The 25,139-nt window shown below is 63.7% G+C and carries 26 protein-coding genes; 18 read left to right on the top strand and 8 right to left on the bottom strand.

Annotated features, from left to right (window positions below; genetic code table 11):
• Positions 1 to 26: 26 nt before the first annotated feature.
• The 5 genes from ABDW57_RS18270 to ABDW57_RS18290 all read left to right on the top strand — a co-directional run bounded on the left by ABDW57_RS18270 (position 27) and on the right by ABDW57_RS18290 (position 3,718).
• Positions 27 to 665: a heme-binding beta-barrel domain-containing protein gene (locus ABDW57_RS18270; protein WP_343731598.1), complete on the top strand. Its 639-nt coding sequence runs from the start codon at positions 27 to 29 to the stop codon at positions 663 to 665.
• The gene (locus tag ABDW57_RS18275) at positions 666 to 1,319 is read left to right on the top strand and encodes an HAD family phosphatase (RefSeq protein ID WP_343731599.1); all 654 of its coding nucleotides are present in this window, start codon (positions 666 to 668) and stop codon (positions 1,317 to 1,319) included.
• Complete coding sequence (locus ABDW57_RS18280; protein ID WP_343731600.1) at positions 1,316 to 2,500, top strand: nucleotide disphospho-sugar-binding domain-containing protein; 1,185 nt, start codon at positions 1,316 to 1,318, stop codon at positions 2,498 to 2,500. The genes ABDW57_RS18275 and ABDW57_RS18280 overlap by 4 nt, the downstream gene beginning before the upstream one ends.
• 196 nt (positions 2,501 to 2,696) lie before the next feature.
• Entirely contained in the window at positions 2,697 to 3,473 is a 777-nt protein-coding gene (locus tag ABDW57_RS18285; protein ID WP_343731601.1) for a DNA/RNA non-specific endonuclease, read from the top strand.
• Complete coding sequence (locus ABDW57_RS18290) at positions 3,470 to 3,718, top strand: hypothetical protein (protein ID WP_343731602.1); 249 nt, start codon at positions 3,470 to 3,472, stop codon at positions 3,716 to 3,718. The genes ABDW57_RS18285 and ABDW57_RS18290 overlap by 4 nt, the downstream gene beginning before the upstream one ends.
• Before the next feature lie 11 nt (positions 3,719 to 3,729).
• Here ABDW57_RS18290 and ABDW57_RS18295 read toward each other — a convergent pair whose 3' ends face one another.
• Together ABDW57_RS18295 and ABDW57_RS18300 are read right to left on the bottom strand one after the other, a co-directional pair.
• Positions 3,730 to 4,728, bottom strand: coding sequence for a diguanylate cyclase (locus tag ABDW57_RS18295; protein WP_343731603.1), 999 nt, complete (start codon positions 4,726 to 4,728; stop codon positions 3,730 to 3,732).
• A 12-nt stretch (positions 4,729 to 4,740) separates the two neighbouring features.
• Complete coding sequence (locus ABDW57_RS18300) at positions 4,741 to 5,517, bottom strand: ATP-binding protein (protein ID WP_343731604.1); 777 nt, start codon at positions 5,515 to 5,517, stop codon at positions 4,741 to 4,743.
• Positions 5,518 to 5,677: 160 nt separating this feature from the next.
• Between ABDW57_RS18300 and queE the strand changes: the two genes are divergently transcribed.
• The 5 genes from queE to ABDW57_RS18325 are packed head-to-tail and all read left to right on the top strand — an operon-like array spanning position 5,678 to position 9,151.
• Complete coding sequence (gene queE, locus ABDW57_RS18305; protein WP_343731605.1) at positions 5,678 to 6,313, top strand: 7-carboxy-7-deazaguanine synthase; 636 nt, start codon at positions 5,678 to 5,680, stop codon at positions 6,311 to 6,313.
• On the top strand, positions 6,313 to 6,762 hold the full coding sequence (queD, locus tag ABDW57_RS18310; RefSeq protein WP_343731606.1) for a 6-carboxytetrahydropterin synthase QueD: 450 nt from the start codon (positions 6,313 to 6,315) through the stop codon (positions 6,760 to 6,762). Before queE ends, queD begins: the two co-directional genes overlap by 1 nt.
• Positions 6,752 to 7,237, top strand: a complete 486-nt coding sequence (gene tadA / locus ABDW57_RS18315) for a tRNA adenosine(34) deaminase TadA (RefSeq protein WP_343731607.1) — start codon at positions 6,752 to 6,754, stop codon at positions 7,235 to 7,237. Before queD ends, tadA begins: the two co-directional genes overlap by 11 nt.
• 41 nt (positions 7,238 to 7,278) lie before the next feature.
• Positions 7,279 to 8,220 (top strand): alpha/beta hydrolase, encoded by a 942-nt coding sequence (locus ABDW57_RS18320; RefSeq protein WP_343731608.1) that lies wholly within the window; start codon positions 7,279 to 7,281, stop codon positions 8,218 to 8,220.
• A gap of 10 nt (positions 8,221 to 8,230) precedes the next feature.
• The gene (locus ABDW57_RS18325) at positions 8,231 to 9,151 is read left to right on the top strand and encodes an LD-carboxypeptidase (protein WP_343731609.1); all 921 of its coding nucleotides are present in this window, start codon (positions 8,231 to 8,233) and stop codon (positions 9,149 to 9,151) included.
• Here ABDW57_RS18325 and ABDW57_RS18330 read toward each other — a convergent pair whose 3' ends face one another.
• Both ABDW57_RS18330 and ABDW57_RS18335 read right to left on the bottom strand, forming a co-directional pair.
• Complete coding sequence (locus ABDW57_RS18330) at positions 9,152 to 9,658, bottom strand: hypothetical protein (RefSeq protein ID WP_343731610.1); 507 nt, start codon at positions 9,656 to 9,658, stop codon at positions 9,152 to 9,154.
• 124 nt (positions 9,659 to 9,782) lie between these two features.
• Complete coding sequence (locus tag ABDW57_RS18335) at positions 9,783 to 10,595, bottom strand: PEP-CTERM sorting domain-containing protein (RefSeq protein WP_343731611.1); 813 nt, start codon at positions 10,593 to 10,595, stop codon at positions 9,783 to 9,785.
• Between the two features lie 378 nt (positions 10,596 to 10,973).
• Here ABDW57_RS18335 and ABDW57_RS18340 point away from each other — a divergent pair, with 378 nt between their 5' ends.
• From ABDW57_RS18340 to ABDW57_RS18360, 5 genes are all read left to right on the top strand, one after another.
• Entirely contained in the window at positions 10,974 to 12,575 is a 1,602-nt protein-coding gene (locus tag ABDW57_RS18340) for an ABC-F family ATPase (protein ID WP_343731612.1), read from the top strand.
• A gap of 6 nt (positions 12,576 to 12,581) precedes the next feature.
• On the top strand, positions 12,582 to 13,727 hold the full coding sequence (gene nadA, locus ABDW57_RS18345) for a quinolinate synthase NadA (protein WP_343731613.1): 1,146 nt from the start codon (positions 12,582 to 12,584) through the stop codon (positions 13,725 to 13,727).
• Positions 13,724 to 14,590: a carboxylating nicotinate-nucleotide diphosphorylase gene (nadC, locus tag ABDW57_RS18350; protein ID WP_343731614.1), complete on the top strand. Its 867-nt coding sequence runs from the start codon at positions 13,724 to 13,726 to the stop codon at positions 14,588 to 14,590. The genes nadA and nadC overlap by 4 nt, the downstream gene beginning before the upstream one ends.
• A gap of 105 nt (positions 14,591 to 14,695) precedes the next feature.
• The gene (locus ABDW57_RS18355) at positions 14,696 to 15,475 is read left to right on the top strand and encodes a PEP-CTERM sorting domain-containing protein (protein ID WP_343731615.1); all 780 of its coding nucleotides are present in this window, start codon (positions 14,696 to 14,698) and stop codon (positions 15,473 to 15,475) included.
• An 87-nt stretch (positions 15,476 to 15,562) separates the two neighbouring features.
• Positions 15,563 to 16,318 (top strand): transporter substrate-binding domain-containing protein, encoded by a 756-nt coding sequence (locus ABDW57_RS18360; RefSeq protein WP_343731616.1) that lies wholly within the window; start codon positions 15,563 to 15,565, stop codon positions 16,316 to 16,318.
• On the opposite strand, the gene ABDW57_RS18365 is transcribed toward ABDW57_RS18360, so the two are convergent.
• Entirely contained in the window at positions 16,305 to 16,844 is a 540-nt protein-coding gene (locus ABDW57_RS18365) for a GNAT family N-acetyltransferase (RefSeq protein ID WP_343731617.1), read from the bottom strand. The two genes, ABDW57_RS18360 and ABDW57_RS18365, sit on opposite strands and share 14 nt — an antisense overlap.
• Positions 16,844 to 18,457: an L-aspartate oxidase gene (gene nadB, locus ABDW57_RS18370; RefSeq protein WP_343731618.1), complete on the bottom strand. Its 1,614-nt coding sequence runs from the start codon at positions 18,455 to 18,457 to the stop codon at positions 16,844 to 16,846. The genes ABDW57_RS18365 and nadB overlap by 1 nt, the downstream gene beginning before the upstream one ends.
• Before the next feature lie 165 nt (positions 18,458 to 18,622).
• On the opposite strand from nadB, the gene ABDW57_RS18375 reads away from it, so the two are divergent.
• Genes ABDW57_RS18375 through prsR form a run of 3 tightly spaced genes read left to right on the top strand, consistent with a single transcriptional unit; the run spans position 18,623 to position 23,320 of the window.
• Positions 18,623 to 19,996, top strand: a complete 1,374-nt coding sequence (locus ABDW57_RS18375; RefSeq protein WP_343731619.1) for a TIGR03013 family XrtA/PEP-CTERM system glycosyltransferase — start codon at positions 18,623 to 18,625, stop codon at positions 19,994 to 19,996.
• Complete coding sequence (prsK, locus tag ABDW57_RS18380; protein ID WP_343731620.1) at positions 19,996 to 21,993, top strand: XrtA/PEP-CTERM system histidine kinase PrsK; 1,998 nt, start codon at positions 19,996 to 19,998, stop codon at positions 21,991 to 21,993. Before ABDW57_RS18375 ends, prsK begins: the two co-directional genes overlap by 1 nt.
• The gene (prsR, locus tag ABDW57_RS18385) at positions 21,980 to 23,320 is read left to right on the top strand and encodes a PEP-CTERM-box response regulator transcription factor (RefSeq protein ID WP_343731621.1); all 1,341 of its coding nucleotides are present in this window, start codon (positions 21,980 to 21,982) and stop codon (positions 23,318 to 23,320) included. The genes prsK and prsR overlap by 14 nt, the downstream gene beginning before the upstream one ends.
• Here prsR and ABDW57_RS18390 read toward each other — a convergent pair whose 3' ends face one another.
• Positions 23,321 to 23,923, bottom strand: coding sequence for a tetratricopeptide repeat protein (locus ABDW57_RS18390; RefSeq protein WP_343731622.1), 603 nt, complete (start codon positions 23,921 to 23,923; stop codon positions 23,321 to 23,323).
• Positions 23,920 to 25,131, bottom strand: a complete 1,212-nt coding sequence (locus ABDW57_RS18395) for a glycosyltransferase (RefSeq protein WP_343731623.1) — start codon at positions 25,129 to 25,131, stop codon at positions 23,920 to 23,922. Before ABDW57_RS18395 ends, ABDW57_RS18390 begins: the two co-directional genes overlap by 4 nt.
• Positions 25,132 to 25,139: the final 8 nt, after the last annotated feature.

Consider the following 25,139-nt stretch of genomic DNA (forward strand, 5'->3'; position numbering starts at 1 on the left):
CAAGACTATCAACCACAGGACCACGCATGACCGAGTTTTCTACCGATATCTACACCGAACCGCATCCGATCGACGTCAACACCCTGAACAACCTTGGCCCGCTGGCGCCGATGGCCGGCATCTGGAAGGGCGAGCGCGGACTGGATATCAAACCCAAGGCCGACGGCGCCCGCAAGCAGGCTTATGTCGAGCGCATCGAGCTCTATCCGATCGACCCGGTCACCAACGGCCCGCAGCTGTTCTACGGCCTGCGCTACCTGATCATCGTGAACAAGCCGGATAACGTCAAGACCTACCATGAGCAGGTCGGCTACTGGCTGTGGGAGCCGAAGACCAGGACCGTAATCCAGACGCTGGGCATCCCGCGCGGCCAGATCGCCATGGCATCCGCCGTGGTGGAGCCGGACGCGAAGGAGTTCGAACTGGTGGCGCGGCTGGATTCCGATACCTACGGCATCCGCTCCAATCCCTTTCTCGAATACGGCTTCAAGACAGTGGAGTACCGCATCAAGGTCACCATCAACGACGACGGCACCTGGGGCTACGAGGAGGATACCGTGATGCTGCTGCGTGGCGAAGAGGAGTTCCATCACGTCGACCGCAACCTGCTGCACCGCGTGGCCGACCCCTTGCCGAATCCGCTGGCCAGCGGCGTGCCGGCGTAAATGACAACCATGCTGCGGGCGATCCTGTGGGATAACGACGGTGTGCTGGTCGATACCGAACAGCTGTTCTACGAAGCCAACCGCGACCTGTTCCGGCCTTTGGGGCTGGACCTCAGCGCGCAGCACTTTTTCGACTGGTACCTGGCCGATAACTGCGGCGCCTGGCATTTGCTGGAGCCGCGCCTGTCCCAGGCCCAGGCCGAAGCGCATCGCGTTGAGCGCAACCGCCGCTATGCCGCAAGGCTGGCGTCGGAACACATCCCGGCCATCGACGGGGTGGCGGAAACCCTGGCCGCACTGGCGCCGCGCGTGCGCATGGGCGTGGTCACCAGCGCCAATGCCGACCATTTCGAGATCATCCATCAGCGCCTGCCGCTGCGGCCTTACTTCGAGTTCGTGCTGACGCATGAATCCTACCGCCACAGCAAACCATCGCCAGAGCCTTATCTGCTGGGACTGGAGCGCATGGGCGTGCGCGCCGATGAAGCGCTAGTGATCGAGGACTCGCCGCGCGGCCTGCAAGCCGCGACAGCGGCCGGCATCCGCTGCATCATCCTGCGCAACGCCTTGACGCGGCACCACGATTTTCCCGGCGCCTGGCGGGTAGTCGACACCATGGCCGAGGTGCGGGCGGCGGTGGAGTCGCTGCTGTGAGCCATATCCACCTGTGCTGGGAACTGGGCGGTGGCCTGGGCCACGCTGGCCGGCTGAAGATGCTGGCACAGGTGCTGCTGGCGCGCGGCCACCGCGTCACACTAAGCTTGCGCGACCTGATGCAAACCCACGCCTTGCTGGCGGACCTGGACGTGCCCAAGCTGCAGGCGCCGGTGTGGCTGCACGATGCGGTCGGCCTGCCGCCGTCCGGCAACCTGGCCGAGATCCTGTTCAACTGCGGCTACCTGGAGCCGTCCGCACTGCGCGGCATGGTGGCCGGCTGGCGCGACCTGTACGCCGTATTACAGCCGGATCTGGTGGTGGGCGATTTTGCGCCGACCGCCTTGCTGGCCGCACGCTGCATGGGCCTGCGCTGCGCCACGGTCGGCAATGGTTTTTACATGCCGCCCGCCGGGATGCCGCTGCCGAGCTGGCAGCAGGCGTCGTCGGCGCGCCTGGCCTCATCCGAGGCGCGCATGCTGGCGACCGCCAATGCGGTGCTGGCGGAATATGGCGCGCCCGCGTACGCGCAGGCGGCGGAGGTGTTGCTGGGCGACTTGCCATTGCTGTGCACCTGGCCCGAACTGGATCACTGCGATACGCGCGGGCCGCAGACTGAATGGCTGGGTCCCAGCTTTGTCGATCAGGGCGGATTGGCGCCGCACTGGCCGGCTGGCGACGGCCCCAAAGTCTTCGCTTACCTGAAAGGCTCACATCCCGCGCATGCGGCAGCCCTGGCGGCCTTGGTCGATGAAGGCTGCCGCGTGCTGGCCTATGTGCCGGATGTGGCGGCAGGCGCGCGGCCGCCGGTATTGAGTGAACGCGTGCTGTACGCCGAAACGCCGGTGTCGCTGCCGCTGGCGCTGGCAGAGGCGGACCTGTGCGCCTGCCACGCCGGCGAAGCCACGCTGGCGCAATCGCTGCTGGCCGGCGTGCCGTTGCTGATGCTGCCTTCGCATACCGAGCAATTCCTCAATGCGCGCCGCGTGGCCATGTCCGGCGCCGGTTATAACGCGGCGCTGCTGACGCCGGCGTCGGACTGGCGCGCGGTGGTGCGGCTGCTGCTGGACGATGGCAACTACCGGGCCGCGGCGCAGGGATTTGCCGCGCGCCACCAGGGCTTTGACCAGCGGCAGCTGAACCAGTTGCTGGCGCAGCGGCTGGAAACCCTGCTGGCATGAAGAAATCAAGCGACAATGGTTGAGCGGCAGGGCAGAGTTGATGTATAATTGCAATCTGTGTTGTCGCAATTGAAATAACAAAACATTGCCTCTGGTAGGGCTGGATGTTTGGAAGGGCTGGCGCGTTACGTGCCAGCCCTTTTTGTTTGCCGGGGCGTCCGCTAAAATGCCGGGACTGCAATGTTCCAAGGTAAATATGTCTCTGTTTCAGCGATCGCTGGCGGTGGCGGCCCTGCTGGCCGCCAGCCTGGCTTCCGCCGGCGAATGCCCGGCGCACTATGTCGACGGCCGCCTGCCGGAAATCCGCAACCCGAAAATGAGCGCCACCACCACCGAGCTTTGCTATGGCGTGTTTGGCGTGATGCATTCCGGTATCACCCGTACACCGCTGTGGTCGGCCGAGCACCTGACGGCGGACAATATCGCCGCCGCGAAAACCCTCTCACGCGAGAATTCCTTCCATCCCGAGCCGCGCCTGCCGCCCAAGGCGCGTGCGGAGTTGGCGGATTACGCCCGCAGCGGTTACGATCGGGGCCATATGGCGCCGAATGGCGACATGCCGGACCGCGACAGTCAGCACGAAAGCTTCACCCTGGCCAATATGGTGCCGCAGGATGCGGAAAATAACCGCCACATCTGGGCCGGCATCGAAGGCGTGGTACGCAAGCTGGCGCAGAAGGAGGGCGACCTGTACGTGATCACCGGCCCGGCCTTCATCGGCGGCAACCTGCAAAAGGTGGGCAACGTGCTGGTGCCGACCCATCTGTATAAACTGGTGTACAGCCCGCGCCAGCGCGCCGGCGCCGCCTTCTTCATCGAAAACCGGGGCGATGCCCAGTATGAGGTGCTGAGCATCGCCCAGCTGGAAGACAAGGTGGGCATCAACCTGCTGCCGTCGCTGTCGCCGGCGCAAAAACAGGTGATGCTGCGCCTGCCGAAGGTGAGACAACGTAAGGACGGGAGCAAAGGATGAGCAAGTTTGTACCCTATAAAAACGAGTCGGACGTGCTGCACATCGGCGGCCTGACCGTGGAAAACCGCCTGGACCGGATTACCATTGCCGGCGACATCGATCTCACCGCCGACCAGGCCGGCCTGAAAGATGCGCGCGCACTGGCGCAGTTGCTGGCTGACGTGGTGGCCAGGCTGGAAGCGCAAACACTGCCGGACCACCTGCCGCCGGCCGCCAACACCATCGTTGCCAATCCCTTCGAGTAGCGCCGGCGGCCTCAGGAAGGCTCATCCGCGCCCGGCAGGCTGATGCGGTTGCGCCCCATGTGCTTGGCGCGGTACAGCGCCGAGTCGGCGGTGGCCACCAGCTGGCTGGGATCGGTTTCCGGCGCCGCCAGGGCGGTGGCCGCGCCTATGCTCACCGTCACCACATGCTGCTTGCTGCCCAGGTTGGGCAGCCGCAGCTGCTCGACCCGGCAGCGGATGCGCTCGGCCACGATGGCCGCGCCTTTCAGCGACTGATTCGGCAGGATGACGGCAAACTCCTCACCGCCGTAGCGCGCCACCAGGTCGTTGGCGCGCATCTCGCTTGACACCGCGGTGGCAATGCGTTGCAGGCACTCGTCGCCGCCCAGGTGGCCGTAGGCATCGTTGTACTGCTTGAAGTTGTCGACATCCACCATCAGCAGCGACAGCGGCTGCTGGTGGCGCAGGGCGCGCTGCCATTCGGCGTGCAGGGTATCGTCGAAACAGCGGCGGTTGGCCAGCCCGGTCAGGCCGTCGCGCGTGGCCAGCTGCTCCAGCGCCACTTGCGCGCGCTTTTCATCGGTGACGTCGCGCAGGGTTTCCACCACCGCCACCAGCTTGCCGTCGCTGTCGAAAATGGGGCTGGCATCGGCCGCCAGATAGCGGCGCCGGCCGACGCGCGGCATGTCGCACCAGTTTTCCGCGCACAGGTTGTTGTCGCTGTCGTTGCGGCGCGCGTGCTGGCGGTAGAGCCGGTGCAGGTCGGCGCTGCGGCCCTGGATCACCAGGTCGGCCAGGGTCGGGCGCTGCTCCTGGTAAAAGCTCTTCCAATGGTCGGCGGTGCCCAGCACTTCCCAGGCCGGGGTGCCGGTCAGGCGCTCGCAGGCCAGGTTCCAGATGATGACCTTGCCGTTGATGTCGATCACAAAGGTGGGGATCACCAGCAGCTCCATCAGCTTGAGGGCAAAGCCATGCTGTTGGTCTGCCTGGGAGAATTCCATCAGGTGCTGGATTTTTTGGGTTCCGCTCATGGACGCCGCCTTCTATGATGGTTGGATGGGGAAAGACATGGTGAGCGCGGTGCCGGCGCCGGGCGCGCTGGCGATATCGAGCCGGCCGCCGGCCTCGCTGACGCGCTGGGCGATGCCGCGCAAACCGCTGCCGCGCCGTGCCGCCGGTTGCGGCAGGCCGACGCCGTTGTCGCGCACGGTCAGGCTCAGGCAGTGCTGGTGGCGGCACAGCCCGACGCACACCTCGGACGCTTGCGCGTGGCGCACGATATTGCTCAGGGATTCCTGCAGCACCCGGTACAGCACCGCCTCGATCCCCACCGCGCCGGGCGCTGAGGCGGCAAAGGCGGCCGGCTCGGCGTCCAGCCGGCAGCGGATGCCGCTCAGGCGCGAGAACTGGTCGATTTGTTGCTGCACGGCGCCTTCCAGTCCGTGCTGCAGCGCCTCGGCCGGCAAGTCCTGGATGATGGCGCGCATGGCGCGGGTGGCATACTGGATGCGCTCCTGCAGCTGCTCCAGCGGCTGGCGCAAGCCGGGATGGCGGGCGCCCAGGGCGCGCAGATCGTAACCGAGCGCCAGCAAATGCTGGCCCAGGTCGTCGTGCAGGTCGCGCGCGATGCGGCGGCGGTCGTCATCGCGCAGTGCCTGCTGGCTGGCGCACAAGCGCTGGATCTGACGGCGCGCCTCGGCCAGCGCGCGCCTGGCATGGACATGCTGGCGCCACCACAGCAGCAGGCAGGCCGCGCCGGCCAGCAGCAGGGCGCCGGCGCCGAGGAGATCGATTTCAAGGAGAGGCGGCGCGTATCTCATGGTGTATCTTCCTGGGATGGAGGACAACGTTGGCAGGCGTCCACGAGCCAACATACCGTGCTTGCCTTTCGGAAGCATTGTGAAATGTCAACTTTCGGTGATGCTTTCCGGAAAACTGTGGCGTGAGATATAATTGAGGGTTGTCCTATCAGGAACTATCGTGACTTACAGCATCAAAGAGATTTTCTACACGTTGCAGGGTGAGGGCGCCCACGCCGGCCGTCCGGCCGTGTTCTGCCGCTTTTCCGGCTGCAACCTGTGGACTGGCCGCGAAAGCGACCGCGCCAGCGCCATCTGCCAGTTCTGCGATACCGACTTCGTCGGCACCGACGGCGAAGGCGGCGGCAAGTTCAAGACACCGCAGGAACTGGCCGACACCATCAACGCGCTGTGGCCGGCCAGCTACCCGGCCAGCAAGTACGTGGTGTTCACCGGCGGCGAGCCGCTGCTGCAGCTGGACACGGCGCTGATCGAGGCGATGCACGCGGCCGGCTTCACCATCGCGATTGAAACCAACGGCACGCTGCCAGTGCCGGACGGCGTGGACTGGATCTGCGTCAGCCCGAAAATGGGCGCGGAACTGGTGGTGAAGAAGGGCAGCGAAATCAAGGTCGTGATTCCGCAGACCAACCAGGACCTGTCGGTCTACGAACAGCTGGACTTTGAGCATTTCTACGTGCAGGCCATGGACGGCCCGCTGGCCGAGTTCAATACCAGACTGGCGATCGAAACCTGCAAGCGCCATCCGAAATGGAAGCTGAGCCTGCAAACCCATAAACTTTTACAGATACCATAATGTTGACCATCACCCGCAAGCTGGAATTCGACGCCGGCCACCGTATTCCCGACCACAAGAGCCAGTGCCGCAACCTGCACGGCCACCGCTACACGCTGGAGATTACCCTGACCGGCAATATCATCGACGTCGAGGGCAATTCCGACAACGGCATGATCATGGACTTCTCGGACATCAAGGCGCTGGCCAAGGGGCATCTGGTCGACATCTGGGATCACGCCTTCATCGTCTATGAAAAAGATGCGGCCGTGCGCGATTTCCTGGCCACGCTGCCGAACCACAAGACGGTGGTGATCGACCGCATTCCGACCGTGGAAAACCTGGCCCAGGTGGCGTTCTCGATCCTGAAAGCAGCCTACAAGGACCGCTACGGCACCGGCCTGCACCTGCACAAGCTGGTGTTGCACGAAACCCCGAACTGCTGGGCCGAGATCACCGATGGTGACTGATACGGCCTTCATGCGGCTGGCGCTGGAACAGGCGCAGCAGGCGTGGGACCTGGGCGAGGTGCCGGTTGGCGCCGTGGTCGTCAAGGATGGTGAAGTGATTGCGGTCGGCTGCAATCAGCCGATCGGCAGGCATGACCCTACCGCGCATGCTGAAATCGTCGCCCTGCGCGCCGCCGCTGAAAAGCTGGGCAATTACCGCCTGCCCGGCTGCGAGCTGTATGTCACGCTGGAGCCGTGCGTGATGTGCTCGGGCGCCATGATGCACGCGCGCCTGGCCAAGGTGGTGTACGGCGCCGCCGATCCCAAAACCGGCGCCTGCGGCTCGGTGGTCAATCTGTTCGAGCAGGAGCAATTGAATCACCACACCGAAATCGAAGGCGGCGTCATGGCCGAGGAGTGCGGCGCCATGTTGAAGAACTTTTTTGCCGCGCGCCGCGCGGCAGCCGCCGCAGCCAGGCGCGCCACCCAGGAATAAAAATGGTATGCTGAATCCCAGGTTCGATCTGGGAGACGGTCTTGGTTACGGCGCACGCAAACGGCATCACAATTGCCTACGAAACCAGCGGTAATCCGCTTGATCCGCCCGTGCTGCTGATTATGGGCCTGGGCATGCAGCTGATCGCCTGGCCGCAGGATCTGGTTGACGGCTTGGTTGAGCAGGGCTATTACGTGATCCGTTTTGACAACCGCGACATCGGCCTGTCCAGTAAATTCCACCAGCACAAAAAGCCCATTCTGTTGTGGGCGTATCTGAAATCCCTGGTCGGCTTCAGGCAGTCGGCAGCTTACACCCTGAATGACATGGCGGACGATGCACTCGGGCTGCTCGATGCGCTCGGTGTGGCGCGCGCGCACGTGGTGGGCGCCTCCATGGGCGGCATGATCGCGCAGATTTTCGCCGCGCGCTTCGCCAGCCGCACCCTCAGCCTCACTTCCATCATGTCCAGCAGCGGCAGGCGTGGCTTGCCGGGGCCGTCGGCAGCGGCACGTGGCGCCATGATGCGTTCAGCCGATGCCGCCGACCGCCAGGCGGTCATCGAACGCGCGGTGGCGGTGCTGAAGGTGATCGGCAGTCCGTCTTTTCCGACCCCGGAGCGCACGCTGCGCGCCAATATCGAACGGGCGCTGGAGCGCGGCACCAATCCCGACGGCGTGGCGCGTCAGCTGGTGGCCATCGTTGCTTCGGGCGACCGCACGCCCTGGTTGCGCAAGATCCGCTGTCCGGCGCTGGTGATCCACGGCGCGGCCGACGTGCTGGTGCCGGTGGCGTGCGGCGTCGATACGGCGCAAGCCATTCCCGGCGCGCGGCTGCACGTGATCGAAGGCATGGGCCACGATTTGCCGCAGCAGCTGGTCGAGCGCCTGCTTGCCTTGCTCGACCACCACCTGCGCGGTAATATGACGCCGGAACTTCCCCCGCTTGCCGCGCATCGTGCCGGCAGCGGCACCCATCACTGACAGAGATACTTTGAGTACGACGAAACCCGGCATCGCCATCGCCGCGCCCAGCGGCCGCCCGCTCGACATCGAGGCCTACAAGCTAGGCGTGCAGCGCCTGCAGCAGCAAGGCTTCCTGGTCCACGATTACTACGACGACGATAAGAAATTCCAGCGCTTCGGCGGCACCGACGAAGGACGCCTGGCGCAGCTGAATGCGGCGGCGGCCGATCCGGAGGTGCAGGTGGTGATTGCCTTGCGCGGCTCGTACGGCATGTCGCGCCTGCTGCCGGCGATTGATTTTCACAACATGGCCGACAGCGGCAAGCTGTTCGTCGGCTACAGCGATTTCACGGCCTTCCAGATGCCGCTGTTCAGGCAGACCGGCCGCATCAGCTTTGCCGGGCCAATGATGTGTGATGATTTTATCCGCCCGCAGCCGGTCGACTACACCTTGAACCAGTTCTGGGATTGCCTGCGCGGGCCGGTGCACCGGGTGCGCGGCACGGTGGCGGAGGGCGGCGCGGATAATCCGCTGGTCGACGTCAGCGGCAAGCTGTGGGGCGGTAACCTGGCCATGCTGGTCAGCCTGCTCGGCACGCCGTACTTCCAGGCGCTGGAGCGCGGCATCTGCTTTATCGAGGATATCAGCGAGCATCCGTACCGCATCGAGCGCATGGTGCTGCAGCTGTTTTACGCAGGGGCGCTGGATGGGCAGCAGGCGCTGGTACTGGGCGACTTCTCCGGCTACAAGCTGGCGCCGATGGACAATGGCTATGATTTCGAGGCGATGCTGGCCTATCTGCGTGCGCGCCTGCCGATGCCGGTGCTGACCGGGCTGCCGTTCGGCCACATCAAGGAGCGCGCCACACTGCCGTATGGCGGCATGGCGCATCTGGTGTCGGATGTGCGCGGTTTCGATCTGACGATCAGCGATTATCCAACGCTGTAATTACTGCAGGCGGCGCACGCGCGGCGCCTGGTTGGTGCCTTCGATTTCCAGGAACATGGTGCCGATGGCGTTGCGCGTGATTTTCACCTTGGGATTTTCAATTTCCGTGACCGAGCCGGCACTGTCATCCGCCACCCGCCAGACCTGGCCGTTGGCCAGGCGGAACTGGGTGGTCGGGCCCCAGCCTTCAATGCGGCCGAGCAGGGTGCTTTCGATGAAGTTCGGTTCGTCAGTCTTGCGCATCTGCGTGGCGGACAGGCCGAAGTTGGCGGCCTGCGTGGCGGCGGTTGCGACCGGTGCAGCTGGTGCGATTGGCGCAGCTGGTGCGGCTGGCACGGCGGCGGCCGGTGCGGCCGCCGCCGTTGCCGCGCGGGCGCCGGCCACAGGAATCGCATCATAGCAAGCCACGCGGCTGGCGATATCGGGAATGGCGCGGCAGCGCAGCAGGTCGGCGTCAGCGGCCGCGGCGGCGCCGGAGACCGCCAGCAAAAGAAGCAAAGCTTTCATCAAACTCTTTCCAGGTTGAGGGCGCCACCGTCCGGGCGCCGCGTCTGCGGATTATACGATGCCGCCATCCGGACATGAAAAAGCCCGCCGCATTGCTGGGGCGGGCTCAACGGAAGGGTGGGTGTTACGATTGCTTGCGACGGCGTGCGGCCCAGCCGACCAGGCCCAGGCCGCCCAGCAGCATGCCATAGGTGGCTGGTTCCGGTACCGGCGCGGCGGTCAGGATGTAGTCGTAGCCGATGTTGATTTCCTTGTTGTTGGCAAGGGACGCAAACTGGTAGCCAAGGGCGACCACGCCATCGCCGTTGCCATCGTCATGTGGCGTGCCACTGAGCAGGTAGGGATTGGTTTGCCAGTTGCTGTACACGGTGGCCTCCGCCGACCAGCCGCCCGTGCTGCTCAGCGTGATGCTGTAACCCGTGCCCGGGCCGGTTGCCATCACTTCCGCCCCCACACCCTGCGCCAGAATGGTATTGACGGTGTTGTAGTCGTTAAAGCCGGCATAGTCCTGGTCGGGGTCAAAGCCGACGGCGTAGGCAATGTTATTGAGCGTGCCGCCGGAAACATTCTTCAGCACAACGCTGGTATGAATCACGTTCGAGTCGAGGTCGAAGGTGATGGTTTGCGAGACCTTCAGCCCCTGGTAGGTCCCGCCGGAGCTGATGATGAAGGCGGTGCCAGAGGCAACCACGTCCGAGGTGGTGGTGTTGAACGGATTGTACGAGCTGCCGGCGCCGGCGTTGTCCCAGATGCTGTTCACGCCGATCGAATAAAAGGCAAACGACGTGCCCGGGACCAAAAAGTCCGGTGCATTGGTGAAATTGCCCATGCCAGTAGGGTCGAACTTGAGGCCGAGATTGTCGCCAAAGTTGATCAAGGCGCCATTATGGCCGACACCCACCTGCAGGTAATCGCCAGCCACTGTGACGTCCGCCATTGCGGTTTGTGCTCCCATCAGCAGGACCGCTGATAGCACCGCGTTGCGTAGATTATTTTTCACTGCTCACCCCCGTTAAGGATTAGTGTTAGAAGAGGTTGGTTATGCCATCGATAAAGGGCCGATGACTCAACACGCAGGTGCCAGGAAGGAGCGGCGCGAGGTGATTACTCCGGCAGGTCTGCGCCCGCCTACAAGTTATCAAATCGAATAATGGAATTATCATGTACGAACTTTGTTTTGCATATTACAACTTAAGTATAGTAATAGCAACAAAATAAGTAGCTTGTCGCTATCCTGCGACGACGGCTGCGGGCGTGTATAATCGAGGGTTTCCGCTTAACCGCATGATTTAATTCAGAAAAGCTCACTTCACCAATGCTCAGCACAGCAAATATCACGATGCAGTTCGGCGCCAAGCCGTTGTTTGAAAACATCTCCGTCAAGTTCGGCGATGGCAACCGTTATGGCCTGATTGGCGCCAACGGTTGCGGCAAGTCCACTTTCATGAAAATCCTCGGCGGCGATCTGGAGCCGTCGGCCGGCAACGTGATGCTGGATGTAAACGAGCGCCTCGGCAAGCTGCGCCAGGACCAGTTCGCCTATGAAGAGATGCGCGTGCTGGACGTGGTGATGATGGGCCACACCGAGATGTGGGCCGCCATTCAGGAGCGTGACGCCATCTACGCCAACCCGGACGCCACCGACGACGATTACATGAAAGCCGCCGACCTGGAAGGCAAGGTCGCCGAATACGACGGCTACACCGCCGAAGCGCGCGCCGGCGAACTGCTGCTGGGCGTGGGCATCTCGATCGACCTGCATCAAGGCCCGATGAGCAATGTGTCGCCAGGCTGGAAGCTGCGCGTGCTGCTGGCGCAGGCGCTGTTCTCGAATCCGGACATCCTGCTGCTGGACGAACCGACCAATAACCTGGACATCAACACCATCCGCTGGCTGGAAGATGTGCTCAACGAGCGCAACTCCACCATGATCATCATTTCCCACGATCGTCACTTCCTGAACCAGGTGTGCACCCACGTGGCCGACATGGATTACGGCACCCTGAAGATCTACCCAGGCAACTACGACGACTACATGCTGGCCTCGACCCAGGCCCGCAACCAGCAGCTGGCCAACAACGCCAAGGCGAAAGAGAAAGTCGCCGAGCTGCAGGAATTCGTGCGCCGCTTCTCGGCCAATAAGTCCAAGGCCCGTCAGGCAACGTCGCGCGCCAAGATGATCGACAAGATCAAGGTGGAAGACATCAAGCCATCCTCGCGCGCCTATCCGTTCGTGCGCTTCGAAGGCGAGAAGAAGCTGCACCGCCTGGCCGTGGAAGCGGAAAACCTCAGCAAGAAATACGACCGCCAGCTGTTCAACAACTTCAGCATCATGGTGGAAGCGGGCGAGCGCATCGCCATCATTGGCGCCAACGGTGCCGGTAAGACCACCATGCTGCGTTGCATCGGCGGCGCCGACATCACCGGCCTGGATGCCGATCACGGCACCGTGAAGTGGGCGGAAAACGCCAACGTCGGCTACATGCCGCAAGATCCGACCGAAGACTTCGCCACCGATATCAATCTGACCGACTGGATGGGCAAGTGGACCAAGGAAGGCGACGACGATCAGGCCGTGCGCTCCATCCTGGGCCGCCTGCTGTTCGGCGGCGACGAGGTGAAGAAGTCGGTGCGCGTGCTTTCCGGCGGCGAGAAGGGCCGCATGATGTACGGCAAGCTGATGCTGGGCCGTCACAACGTGCTGCTGCTGGACGAACCGACCAACCACATGGACATGGAATCGATCGAGTCGCTCAACATCGCGCTGGAAAAATACGCCGGCACCCTGATCTTCGTGTCGCACGACCGTGAGTTCGTGTCGTCGCTGGCCAACCGCATCATCGAGATCAAGGACAATGAAGTCGTCGATTTCCGCGGCGGCTATGAAGAGTATCTGACCAGCCAAGGTATCGCCTAAGCCATCATGCAAGCCATCGAGATCAAACCCGTCGAGTACGAACATCCACAAGACGGCGCCAGCTGCGTAGCCCATGCGTGGGCGCGCACGCCGGCCACGCCGAGCCCTGAAGAACGCCTCGCCCTCAAGGAACGCATCAAGCGCCTGCTGAAGGAAAAGGAAGCGGTGCTGGTGTCGCACTACTATGTCGACGCCGACCTGCAAGACCTGGCCGAGGAAACCGGCGGCTGCGTCTCCGATTCGCTGGAGATGGCGCGCTTCGGCCGCGATCACCCGGCCAAGACGCTGGTGGTGGCCGGCGTGCGCTTCATGGGCGAAACGGCCAAGATCCTCAGCCCGGAAAAACGCATCCTGATGCCGGACCTGGACGCCACCTGCTCGCTGGACCTGGGCTGCCCGATCGAGGAATTTGCCGCCTTCTGCGACCGGCATCCGGACCGCACGGTGGTGGTGTACGCCAACACCAGCGCCGCCGTCAAGGCGCGTGCCGACTGGATGGTGACCTCGTCGATTGGCCTGGATATCGTCAAGCACCTGCACGAGCAGGGCAAGAAGATCCTGTGGGCGCCGGACAAGCATCTGGGCTCCTACATTCAGAAGCAAACCGGCGCCGACATGCTGCTGTGGCAGGGCTCCTGCCTGGTGCACGATGAATTCAAGGGCGTGGAGCTGGAGCTGCTGAAGGCCCAGTACCCGCAGGCGAAGATTCTGGTGCACCCGGAGTCCCCGGCCAATGTGGTGGCGCTGGCCGACGTGGTTGGCTCGACCACGCAGATCATCAACGCCGCCGTGGAATCGGATTGCGATACCTTCATTGTCGCCACCGACAACGGCATCCTGCACAAGATGCGCGCGGCAGCGCCGGGCAAACGCTTCATCGAAGCGCCGACCGCCGGCAACAGCGCCACCTGCAAGAGCTGCGCGCACTGCCCATGGATGGCCATGAACGGCCTGCAGAACCTGGCCGACGTGCTGGAAAACATGGACAACAGCAGCGCCAACGAAATCTTCGTCGATCCGGAAATCGGCAAGCAGGCCGTGACCTCGATCACCCGCATGCTGGACTTCGCGGCGGCCAAAAAGGCGAAGGTGCAGCCAGGTCCGGATCTGGCGCAAGAAGCTAAACTGTTTTCGGGAATCGGTCCTGCATGAGTACCTTGTTGAACAAGTTCGCGCCGTTTGACGACGCGTTGAAGTCCGCTTTTGAAGCCAATCTGCTGGCGGCCCTGCTGGAAGACGTGGGCAGCGGCGACCTCACCGGTTTGCTGGTGCCGGAAGGCGGCCGCGCCAAGGCGCGCGTGATCGTGCGTGAAGACGCCGTGCTGTGCGGCGCGCCGTGGTTCGAAGGCATCATGAACTGCATGCAGGCCGGGGTTGAAATCGACTGGAAGTACGCTGAAGGCGATCTGATGAACGCCGACAGCGTGGTCTGCACCATCGAAGGTCCGGCGCGCGCGCTGCTGACGGCGGAACGCGCCGCGTTGAACTTCCTGCAGTTGCTGTCCGGCGTGGCCACCGCCACCCGCAAGTACGTGGACGTGATTGCCGGCACCCGCGCGCACATCCTCGACACCCGCAAGACCTTGCCGGGACTGCGCCTGGCGCAGAAGTATGCGGTGCGTGTGGGCGGCGGCCAGAATCAGCGCCTGGCACTGTACGACGGCATTCTGATCAAGGAAAACCATATTGCGGCGGCGGGCGGCATCACCAACGCGGTGCTGGCGGCCAAGGCGCTCAACAAGGGCGTGTCGATCCAGGTGGAAGTGGAGTCGCTGGACGAACTGAAGGAAGCGCTGGATGCGGGTGCCGTCTCCATCTTGCTGGATAATTTCAGCACTGAAATGATGCGCCAGGCGGTCACGATCAACGCCGGCCGCGCGCTGCTGGAAGCATCGGGCGGCATCAATTTCGACACCGTGCGGGCGATTGCCGAGACCGGCGTCGACCGCATTTCGATCGGCAGCCTGACCAAGGACATCCGCGCCACCGACTATTCTTTACGGGTAATCGGTTAATAAAATTTTATTGTTGAGTTACCCCGCGCACGATTGAAATTGTTAAATTGAGTAATCAATAAAACAATAAAATCTAGGCTCTTTTTTAACAAAGGAGCAATCTAGATGAAACTAAAATACGTTGCGGGGGTAGTGGGGATGTTGTGCCTGGCGGGCGCTGCGCATGCGGACAGCTTCGTCAATGGCGGTTTTGAAGCAGGTACCACCGCCGGTTGGACCACCGGCGGCGGCTACCGCGGCAATGTGGTGAACGCCGACCTGACGCCGGCCCGTCTGCTGCCGGGCGGCGACCTGAATTCGGATGACGGCGGCCGCGGCGCCATCATCGACAGCAGCTACGTCGATCCGCGCCTGGGTTCGCTGATCGGCTCGACCGTCTACAGCGGCCAATATTCGTACCGCGCGGAAGACACCTGGGATGGCGGCTACGGTACGGCCATCAGCCAGAAAGTCAGCAATTACACCGACTCGCAAATCGTTTTCGCCTGGAAAGCCGTGCTGGAGAACGGCGGCCACGTCGAGGACGAGTCTGCCGTCATGAAGCTGACCCTGACCGACGACACCACCGGCCAGCTGCTGGTCAGCCGCACCTACAATGCCGGCTATACCGGCTCTGGCGTCGACTCGCGCTTCCTGAGCGAGAATGGTTTGTTCTACACCCCGCAATGGCAGGTTGAATCGCTGAGCATTGACTCCTCGCTGTCCGGCCACAGCTTCACGCTGTCGCTGCTGGCGGCCGACTGCTACCCGACCGCCCACACCGGCTACGTCTATCTGGACGGCTTTGGCGCCGCGCTGCCAGTGCCGGAACCGGAAACCTATGGCATGTTGCTGGCTGGCCTGGCCATGATCGGCATGGTGGCGCGCCGCAAAAAGTCGGCATAGAATAGGCGACGGCCGGCATCGCCGGCGTGAGGAGGATACTTGACCGACAAGGCCTCATTGCACTGTTCTGATTGCCGGCGACATCTGTTGATCGGCCTGTGCGGCATTGCGCTTGGCGCCTTGCCGCATTTTTCATGGGCGCGTCCGCCTGTGGGGCGCGAACTGGTGGTGGCCGGCACCCGTTTCGAAAGCATCTACGAGCGCCGGCCCAACGGCGAGTTTGCCGGCATGGGCGTGGACCTCCTGTGTCTGTTTGCGCAGCGCTACGGCTATCAGCTGCGGCTGGAGATCTATCCGTGGCGCCGCGCGCAGGAATTGATCAATGGCGGCAAGGCCGATGTGCTGGTCGGTCCGTATAAGTCAGCCGACCGCCTGCGTACCATGCGCTTCAGCGAACAAGCGTTCTTTCAGGATCAGGTGGCGTTTTACGTGCGCGCCGACAGCCTGCCGTTGTGGGAGGGGGACTACGGCATGCTGCGCGGACGCCGCATCGCCACCCTGAACGGCTGGAATTATGGCGCAGCCTTCACCAAGGCGGCGCCGCAGCTGACCATCAGCGTGACCAACTCGGTGGAAAGCGGCTTGAAAATGCTGGCGGCCGGCCACGTGGAGATGTTTGCCACCAACCGGCGCGATACCGATCCGGTGGTGACGACGCTGGGCATGACGGACAAGGTGATGGCGCTGGCGCCGCTGATCGATGTGCAGGATGCTTATTTCGCCTATCCGCTCACGCCGCGGTTTGCGGAGGTGCCGCGGCAGATGGATCGCCTGCTGGCCGAGATGAAGGCGCGTGGCGAGCTGCAAAAACTGGCGCGCCGTTACGGCGTCATTCCGCCTTGATCCGTTTGCGCATTTTTGCCAGCGGCACCTTGACGTCGCCCGGCAGGTCCAGCTCCATGCGTTCGACCATCTCAAAGCCGCAGGCGGTGTAGAGCGGCACGCCGGGCATGGTCGCGGCCAGTTCCAGCGTATGGAAGCCGCCGGCCAGCGCGGCGACGCTGCAGTGCTGCAGCAGCAGGCGCCCCAAGCCTTGACGCGCCGCCGAAGGATCGACAAAGAAGGCGCGGATGCGGGCCGGCTCGTGCGCCGGATCGAGCAGCGGATCGGCGCCTTGCTTGGTGCGGTCGGCGCCGAACAGGGTGCTGCGCTTGCTCCAGCCGCCGCAGGCCGCCAGCTTGCCGTCCTTTTCGATCACAAAGTAGGTCTGGTCCGCCACCAGCTGCGTATCCACGCCGAACACGTGGCGCGTGACGGCCTGCGCCTGTTCGCTGGTGTAAAAACCATCGCTCAATTCAATGCCGGAACGCGCGATCAGCGCTTCCATGGCGGGAATGTCGGCTGGGGTGGCGTGGCGGACCGAGATCATTATTTGCGGCGCGGCGGCGTCAGGATGGTGGGCAGGGCCTTGGCCAGCGTCTCCGGATAATCGCGGCTGAAGTGCAGGCCGCGGCTTTCACGGCGCAGCAGGGCGCTGTTGACGATCAGGCTGGCCACTTCGACCAGATTGCGCAGTTCCAGCAGGTCGTGCGTGACGCGGAAGTTCTGGTAGTACTCGTCGATTTCTTCCTTGAGCAGCGCAATGCGGTGCTGGGCGCGTTCCAGGCGCTTGGTGGTGCGCACGATGCCGACGTAGTTCCACATGAAGCGGCGCAGCTCATCCCAGTTGTGGGCGATGACCACTTCCTCGTCGGCGTCGGTGACACGGCTTTCGTCCCAGTCAGGCAGATACGGCACTTCGCCTTTTTCGCGGCTGGTGATGTCCAGCGCGCAGGCGCGGCCGATCACCACGCATTCCAGCAGCGAGTTGCTGGCCAGGCGGTTGGCGCCATGCAGGCCGGTGCAGGCGGTTTCGCCGACGGCGTACAGACCGGGCAGGTCGGTGCGGCCATGCAGGTCGGTGACGATGCCGCCGCAGGTGTAGTGCGCGGCCGGCACGATCGGAATCGGCTCCTTGGTGATGTCGATGCCCAGCTCCATGCAGCGCGCATAGATGGTCGGGAAGTGCTCGATCAGGAATGCGGCCGGCTTGTGGCTGATGTCCAGATGGACGTAATCCAGGCCGCGCTTCTTGATTTCAAAGTCGATGGCGCGCGCCACCACGTCGCGCGGCGCCAGTTCGGCGCGTTCGTCGTGGGCCAGCATGAAGCGCTGGCCGGCAGCGGCACCGGCCTCCGGCGGCAGCTTGAGCAAGCCGCCTTCGCCGCGGATTGCCTCGGTAATCAGGAACGACTTGGCGTACGGGTGGTACAGGCAGGTCGGGTGGAACTGGATGAACTCCATGTTCGACACGCGGCAGCCAGCGCGCCAGGCCATGGCGATGCCGTCGCCGCTGGCGGTGTCCGGATTGGTGGTGTACAGGTACACCTTGCCAGCCCCACCGGTACACATGATGGTGTATTCGGCGGCGAAGGTGTGCACCTGGCCGGTTTGCTCATCTTGTACATACAAGCCGTAGCACTTCGGCTGGGCATTGCCTTTTTTGACAGGGTGCAGCTTGTCGGAGGTGATCAGGTCGACCGCGCAGTGGTGCTCGAACAGGGTGATGTTCGGGTGGGCGCGGACTTTTTCTTCCAGCGTGGTCTGCACCGCACTGCCGGTGGCGTCGGCGGCGTGGATGATGCGGCGCTGGCTATGGCCGCCTTCGCGCGTCAGATGGAAACCCAGTTCCGCCGATTCGTCGCGGGTGAACGGGACGCCTTGTTCGATCAGCCATTCAATCGCTTCACGGCCATGCTCCACGATGTAGCGGGTGGCCCCTTCGTCACACAGGCCGCCGCCGGCGATCAGGGTGTCGTCGATGTGCTGGGTGTGGCTGTCGCCGGAATCCAGCACGGCGGCAATGCCGCCCTGAGCCCAGTTGCTGGCGCCGTCCTTGAGGGCGCGCTTGGAAATGATCGCTACGGTACGCGTTTCGGCGAGGTGCAGGGCGACCGAAAGGCCGGCCAGGCCGCTGCCGACAATGGCAACATCAAATTTCATGATTACGTTAGTGGAAGGCACGAAAGAAGCATGACTATAGACCATTTGTCATAGTCTCGTCACAAATAGCCCTTTTGATGGCGGGGATTGCAGCTCGGTTGTGGGCGCTCAAAACGGTTTGATCCGCAGTTCCCCATGATGAAAGCTCCGTTCGGGGAGCTAATCGTGATCAGGATCTTTCATCATTATGTGTCCAGGATAGCCTTCATGCTGCTGGTGCTGGAGTTGTCCATCCTGCTGGCGGCGGCCGTGGCCAGCGCGCCCCTGTGGCTGTCCGACACCGGGCAGCTGTATTGGCCGGCGCTGGCGTTTGCGCTGGTGATGGTGTTCAGCATGGGCACGCTGGGCATGTACCAGCATGACCAGTCGCGCGAAGATATCAAAAGTACACTGCTGCGTATCACGCCATCCTTTATCCTGGGCTTTTGCCTGATGCATCTGCTGGCGGGGCTGGTGCCGGCCATGCAGCTGGGGCGGCTGGGCGGCATGGTGTTCTGGCTGGGCGGCGGCGCGGTGCTGCTGGCGCGACTGGTGGTATTCACCTCGGCGCAATCGAGCATGCTGGAACAGCGGCTGATTATCGTTGGCGACGGCACCATTGCGCGCGAGTGCCTGGATCTGGCCAACGGCAGCGTGGGTTTTCATCCGTTCCGGGTGGTGGGTTTTGTGCCGGTGCCGGGCGAGCTGCGCGCGGTGCCGCCGGCCATGCTGTTGCCGGCCGACTTGCCCTTGCTGGCATTGGCGCGTCGCTATGCGGCCGATGAAATCGTGGTGACGGTCGGCGACCGCCGCAACGGCGCCTTCCCGGTGCGTCAGCTGCTGGAATGCGCGCTGGGCGGCGTGCCGGTGATCGATGCCGCCACCTTCTTCGAGCGCGAGGCATGCCAGATCCGCGTCGATTCGCTGCAACCCAGCTATCTGATTTTCGGCGGCGGCTTCGATCAAAGCCTGCTGCGGGCCACGGTCAAGCGGGTGTTCGATCTGCTGGCCAGCGCCGCCATCGGCGTGCTGGCGATGCCGGTGATGCTGGCCACTGCCGCCGCCATCAAGATCGAAGACGGCGGTCCAGTGTTTTACCGGCAGGAGCGGGTGGGGCGCGACAACCGGCTGTTCAAGGTGCTGAAGTTCCGCAGCATGCGGCAGGACGCGGAGCGCGACGGCATGCCGCAATGGGCGTCGCAGGATGATCCGCGCGTGACGTCGGTCGGCCACTGGATACGCAAGCTGCGCATCGACGAACTGCCGCAGATGCTGAATGTGTTCAGGGGCGAGATGAGTTTCGTCGGGCCGCGGCCGGAGCGGGCTTATTTTGTCGAGCAGCTGTGCGGGAAAATCGCCTATTACAACGTACGGCACGGTCTCAAGCCGGGCATTACTGGCTTGGCGCAGGTGCGCTACCGCTATGGCGCCTCGGTGGAAGACGCGCTGCAAAAGCTGCAGTACGATTTGTACTACGTAAAGAACAACAGCCTGTTCCTCGATCTGCTGATATTGGTCGATACCGTGCAGGTGGTGTTGTTCGGCAAAGGCGGGCGCTGATGCAATGGGATGATGCGCCAGCGGTGGCGGCGTTCAGCCATGGCACGGCGGCGCTGGCCTTTGCGGCGCTGGCAGCGTGGCTGCTGCGCCCCGGCTGGCGCGCGCGGCCGCATGCCTTGGCAATGGCGCTGGCGGCGTTGCTGACGGCGTTGTGGGCCATCTGCGCGCTGGCGGCCGTGCGGGCCGGCGTGACTGGGTCGACCTGGTCCGCGGTCGCCTTGCTGGAGCTGCCCGAGGCCCTGCGCAGCCTGGGCTGGCTGAGCGTGTTGTTGGCCCTGGCCGGCAGCCGCAGGTTTTCACCGGCGATTGCGCTGCTGGTATTTGCGCCGGCACTGCCGCTGCTGCCTGCCTTGCCGCCGCAACTGCGCGCCGCGCTGCCGATGGCGCTGTCGGTGCTGGGCATGCTGCTGGTCGAGCATCTTTATCGCAGCACGCCGCAGAATGCACGCTGGGGCGTCAAGTTCGCCTGCCTTGGCATCGGCGCCTTGTTCACCTACGACTTTTACCTGTACAGCGATGCCATGCTGTTCCGCCGGCTGTCGGCGGATATCTGGGCGGCGCGAGGCGTGGTCAACGCATTGAGTGCGCCTTTGCTGGCCTTGGCCATGGCGCGCGGTCCGTCGTGGACGGCGTCCGTGCAGTTCTCGCGCCAGATGATGTTCCATTCGGCCGCCTTGCTTGGGTCGGCGCTGTATCTGCTGACGATGGCGGCCAGCGCCTGGTATCTGCGTTCGGTCGGCGGCGCCTGGGGCGGCGTCATGCAGATGGCCTGTTTGTTCGGCGCGGTGATGATCCTCGCGGCGCTGCTGTTCTCTGGAGCGATGCGCGCGCGTCTCAAGCTTTTCATCAGCAAGCATTTCTACAAGGGGCGCTACGACTATCGCGAAGAGTGGCAGCGCTTTACGCGCGCCCTGTCGGACGATGGCGACGGCTTGTCCGAGCGCGCCATCCAGGCCGTGGCGGCACTGGTGGAAAGCCCGGCCGGCATGCTCTGGCTGCGCCGGGAGGATGTCTACCAGCCTGTCGGCCGCTGGAATATGCCGCTGCCAGCGGTGGAAGAGCGCTCGGACGGCGCCTTGTGCCAATTGCTTGCCACCCGCAGCTGGGTGATCGAGCTGCCGCACTGGCCCGAGCGGCCGGCATGGGCTTCGGACCTGTGGCTGGTGGTGCCGCTGATGCTGGAACGGAGCCTGTTCGGCTTCATCGTGCTGGCACCGCCGCGCACCGCCTTGTCAATGAACTGGGAGGTGCGCGATGTGCTGAAAATCGCCGGCAGCCAGGCAGCCAGCGTCATCGCCCATCGCGCCTCGGCCGATGGACTGGCGGTGGCGCGGCAGTTCGAGTCATTCAACCGCATGTCGACCTTTGTCGTGCATGACTTGAAAAACCTGGTCTCGCAGCTTTCGCTGCTGCTGGTGAACGCGGAAAAGCACAAGTCCAATCCGGCCTTTCAGCAGGATATGCTGGACACGCTGTCGCACTCGCTGGGCAAGATGAAGCACATGCTGCTGAAACTGGGCCGCGATCAGGCGCCCGATTCGGTCGCGCGGCTGCAATTGGATCAACTGCTGGCGCGCGCGCTGCAGGTTCACGCCGGCAGCGAACCCCGGCCAGTGCTGGAACTGGAGGCCGTTGGCGTGACCGTGCTGGCAGACGGCCAGCGCCTGGAACGGGTCATCGGCCATCTGGTGCAAAACGCAGTGGAAGCCACGCCGCGTGCAGGTCAGGTGCTGGTGCGGCTTGGCACGGACGAGGACTGCGCGGTGATCGAAATTCGCGACACTGGACATGGCATGAGCGAACAATTCATGCGTGAGCGTCTGTTCCAGCCGTTCGTGTCCACCAAGCCTGCCGGCATGGGCATAGGGGTATTCGAAAGCCGCGAGTACCTGCGCGAGATCGGCGGCCAGCTGCAGGTGAGCAGCGCGCCGTCGCAAGGTACGATTTTCCGCCTCACGCTGCCGTTGCATAAGGAGTCTGAACATGGGCAAGCATAAACTGCTGGTGGTCGAGGATGACGCCGGGTTGCAGAAACAACTGCGCTGGAGTCTCGACGCCTACGATGTCGTCGCAGCCGATGATCGTGAAAGCGCGCTGTCGCAGCTGCGGCGACACCAGCCGGCGGTGGTAACGATGGATCTGGGACTGCCGCCGGACCCGGACGGCGCCAGCGAAGGCCTCGCGCTGTTGTCGCACATCCTGGCGGCGGCGCCAGACACCAAGGTGATTATCCTGTCCGGCAATCAGGAGCGCGCGTACGCCTTGAAGGCCATCGCCATGGGCGCATACGATTTTCATCAGAAGCCGCTGGATGCCGATACGCTGGCATTGGTGATCGCGCGCGCCTTCTACCTGCACGCCATGCAGCAGGAGAACCGCCGCATGCTGCAGATTCAGTCGGATTCGCCGCTGGCCGGCATGATCAGCCGCGATCCGGTCATGCTGAAACTATGCCGCAACGTGGAGAGAGTGGCGCCATCCTCCGCCACCGTCATGTTGCTGGGCGACTCAGGCAGCGGCAAGGAATTGATCGCGCGCGGACTGCATCAGCTGAGTGGACGCAGCGGCAAGCGCTTTGTTGCCATCAATTGCGCGGCGATTCCGGAGAATCTGCTGGAAAGCGAGTTATTCGGCTATGAAAAAGGCGCATTCACCGGCGCCCAACGCCAGACGCAGGGCAAGCTGGAACTGGCGCACGGCGGCACCTTGTTTCTGGACGAGATCGGAGACATGGCGATGCCGCTGCAGGCCAAGCTGCTGCGCTTCCTGCAGGAGCGCGTGATAGAGCGCGTGGGCGGGCGTACTGAAATCTGCATCGACGTGCGGGTGGTGTGCGCAACGCACCGCAATCTGAAGGCACTGGCTGCGGAAGGCGCGTTCCGCGAAGACTTGTACTACCGGCTCAGCGAGATCGTGCTGACCATTCCGCCGCTACGCGAGCGTGCCGGCGACCGCGCTTTGCTGGCGCATCACTTCCGCAACAAGTTCTGTGCCGGCGAGTCTCGCCCGGTGCTGGCATTCAGTACCGAGGCGATGGCGGCGATAGAAGCCTACGCCTGGCCGGGCAATGTGCGCGAGATGGAAAACTGCATACGCCGCGCCGTCATCATGGCGGACGGTCCGCAGATCCTGCCCGCCGATCTGGGGCTGCCCGACGGCGCTGAAGAGAATTTGAATTTGCGCCAGGTACGTGACGCCGCCGAGTATCGCGTCATGGTACAGGCGCTGGCGCGGGCGGATGGGAATATCGTCAAGGCAGCGGAGCTGATGGGCATCAGCCGTCCGACGCTGTATGACCTGATGAGCCACCATGGCCTGAAATAGTCAGTCGCGCCATTCGCCTGCTGCACTCAGTTTGTTTTTCAGACCAGGCAACGGAAACCCCATGCTGTAGGCTTTCCGGGCACTTGCGCGGGCCTTGTCGTAATCCTTCTTTTTCACGTACAGCAGGCCCAGATTGTAGTGCGCGGTCGGATTGTCCGGCTCCAACCGGGCGGCATGCTCCAGTTGCTCCAACGCGCTGTCGGTCTGGCCCAGCGCCAGCAGATAGCTGCCGTACAGCGCATGTACGCGGGCGTCGTCCGGACGGTAGCCCAAGGCGCGGTCGAAAAAGCATTCGATGGTGTAGCGGGCGCCATGCGGCTTGCGGTTACGCTCGCGCAGGGCCAGGCGTGACATCGCCGCCAGCGCGCGGTGGTGATTGGGGAAGTGTTCCAGCGTGTAGCTGATGTCGGCACCGATGGCGCCGGTGGCACCGCGCGCCAGCCGCTCCACGTTGGGCGTGAAATGGAAGTTCTCGACCACGGCCAAGCCCTGGCGGTCATCGGCATTGGTGTAGTCGCCACCGGGATCGTGCTTGACGTAGGCCGGGCAGTCGTCAGCGGCCTGTGCGCCGACGCAGAACAGCAGCAATGTGAGTAATTTCATGGTTGTTCCTTGCGGTGGATGCGGTCCAGCAGGGCGGCCAGTTCGCGCGTGCGCGCCGCCCGCGAGCACTGGCTGATGAAGGTGGATGGGGCGAGCGGAGCGCGCCGCTCGCGGCACAGGTACAGGAAGCGCGTGAGCGCTGCCACAATGTCTTCCGCGACGTCGAGGCGGCCGATGGTATCGATGCCGGCACGGCGCAATGCGCCGGCGGTGTCGCCGTCCGGGTGCGTGAGCGCCAGCAGCGGACGGCGGGCGCGCAGGTACTCATACAGCTTGGCGGGAATCTGGTGATTGCAATTGGCCGCCTGCAGAAGCAGCAGGCCGTCCGCGTCCAGCATTTCGGCCAATCCCTCGTGGTAAGGCAGTGGCGGCGCCAATTCGACGATGTCTTCCAGGCCGCGCGTCAGGCCGCGCAAATAGTCGTCATGGCCGCTGGCGCGCAGCACCAGCCTGAAACTGGCGGCGTGAATGGCGCCGGACGCCCGCAAACGCGCCAGTGCCCCGAACAGCGCGCGCGGATCGCGCTCGGAAGGGTAAATAACGCCGCTGTGCAGCAGGCGGAAAGGCTTGGGCGGCCGCGCGGGCGACGGATAAATCTCCGCAGCGATGAAGCTGGCTTCGTCGTAACCATTCTCTATCAGCTCGATGCGCGCCGTGTGCTCGCTGCGCAAGCGTTGATTCAAGTCTCGCACCGCGCCCGGCGTGGTGCAGACTATCGCGGCGCCACGCCGCAGGGCTTGCTGCTCGATCCAGCGGTGAATGCGATAGCGGGTCGGGTCGGGTGGATAGTCCTGATCAATCATCGGGTCGCGCTGATCGACGATCCACGGCAGGCCGCTCAGGCGGTGCAGCGTTAAACCGATCAGATGGGCGGTGGCGATCGGGTAGCTGGACCAGATGGCGGTTGGGCGATACCGGCGTATCAGGCGCAGGCCGGCGGGCACGGCGCTGAACCACCAGGATATCCAGCGATCCGGCTGCGACAGCAGCCCCGGATATCGTCCGCATAACGCCAGATGGCGCGCGCTGTCGAGCGCAAAGCTGCGATGCGCCGGCGCACCCGTGGCAATGTCGTAGTCCGGATAGGCATGGGGGCTGACCGTCAGTACCAGTGGCTCCCAGCCCGATTGCGGCAGATACTGGGTAAATGACAGCGTGCGGTGTATGCCGCTGCCGCCGCGCATTGGCGGATAGTGATAAGCGATCATGAGCACGC

Source organism: Duganella sp., from assembly GCF_039595735.1.
In the GTDB taxonomy this organism is placed as follows: domain Bacteria; phylum Pseudomonadota; class Gammaproteobacteria; order Burkholderiales; family Burkholderiaceae_D; genus Rugamonas.

What these genes read in the sequence shown, in the direction of transcription:
- ABDW57_RS18270 (WP_343731598.1), top strand. Translation starts at nt 27, where the DNA reads ATGACCGAGTTTTCTACCGATATCTACACCGAACCGCATCCGATCGAC.
- ABDW57_RS18275 (WP_343731599.1), top strand. Translation starts at nt 666, where the DNA reads ATGACAACCATGCTGCGGGCGATCCTGTGGGATAACGACGGTGTGCTG.
- ABDW57_RS18285 (WP_343731601.1), top strand. Translation starts at nt 2,697, where the DNA reads ATGTCTCTGTTTCAGCGATCGCTGGCGGTGGCGGCCCTGCTGGCCGCC.
- ABDW57_RS18290 (WP_343731602.1), top strand. Translation starts at nt 3,470, where the DNA reads ATGAGCAAGTTTGTACCCTATAAAAACGAGTCGGACGTGCTGCACATC.
- ABDW57_RS18295 (WP_343731603.1), bottom strand. Translation starts at nt 4,728, where the DNA reads ATGAGCGGAACCCAAAAAATCCAGCACCTGATGGAATTCTCCCAGGCA.
- ABDW57_RS18300 (WP_343731604.1), bottom strand. Translation starts at nt 5,517, where the DNA reads ATGAGATACGCGCCGCCTCTCCTTGAAATCGATCTCCTCGGCGCCGGC.
- queD (WP_343731606.1), top strand. Translation starts at nt 6,313, where the DNA reads ATGTTGACCATCACCCGCAAGCTGGAATTCGACGCCGGCCACCGTATT.
- tadA (WP_343731607.1), top strand. Translation starts at nt 6,752, where the DNA reads ATGGTGACTGATACGGCCTTCATGCGGCTGGCGCTGGAACAGGCGCAG.
- ABDW57_RS18330 (WP_343731610.1), bottom strand. Translation starts at nt 9,658, where the DNA reads ATGAAAGCTTTGCTTCTTTTGCTGGCGGTCTCCGGCGCCGCCGCGGCC.
- ABDW57_RS18335 (WP_343731611.1), bottom strand. Translation starts at nt 10,595, where the DNA reads ATGGCGGACGTCACAGTGGCTGGCGATTACCTGCAGGTGGGTGTCGGC.
- ABDW57_RS18340 (WP_343731612.1), top strand. Translation starts at nt 10,974, where the DNA reads ATGCTCAGCACAGCAAATATCACGATGCAGTTCGGCGCCAAGCCGTTG.
- nadA (WP_343731613.1), top strand. Translation starts at nt 12,582, where the DNA reads ATGCAAGCCATCGAGATCAAACCCGTCGAGTACGAACATCCACAAGAC.
- nadC (WP_343731614.1), top strand. Translation starts at nt 13,724, where the DNA reads ATGAGTACCTTGTTGAACAAGTTCGCGCCGTTTGACGACGCGTTGAAG.
- ABDW57_RS18355 (WP_343731615.1), top strand. Translation starts at nt 14,696, where the DNA reads ATGAAACTAAAATACGTTGCGGGGGTAGTGGGGATGTTGTGCCTGGCG.
- ABDW57_RS18365 (WP_343731617.1), bottom strand. Translation starts at nt 16,844, where the DNA reads ATGATCTCGGTCCGCCACGCCACCCCAGCCGACATTCCCGCCATGGAA.
- nadB (WP_343731618.1), bottom strand. Translation starts at nt 18,457, where the DNA reads ATGAAATTTGATGTTGCCATTGTCGGCAGCGGCCTGGCCGGCCTTTCG.
- prsK (WP_343731620.1), top strand. Translation starts at nt 19,996, where the DNA reads ATGCAATGGGATGATGCGCCAGCGGTGGCGGCGTTCAGCCATGGCACG.
- prsR (WP_343731621.1), top strand. Translation starts at nt 21,980, where the DNA reads ATGGGCAAGCATAAACTGCTGGTGGTCGAGGATGACGCCGGGTTGCAG.
- ABDW57_RS18390 (WP_343731622.1), bottom strand. Translation starts at nt 23,923, where the DNA reads ATGAAATTACTCACATTGCTGCTGTTCTGCGTCGGCGCACAGGCCGCT.
- ABDW57_RS18395 (WP_343731623.1), bottom strand. Translation starts at nt 25,131, where the DNA reads ATGATCGCTTATCACTATCCGCCAATGCGCGGCGGCAGCGGCATACAC.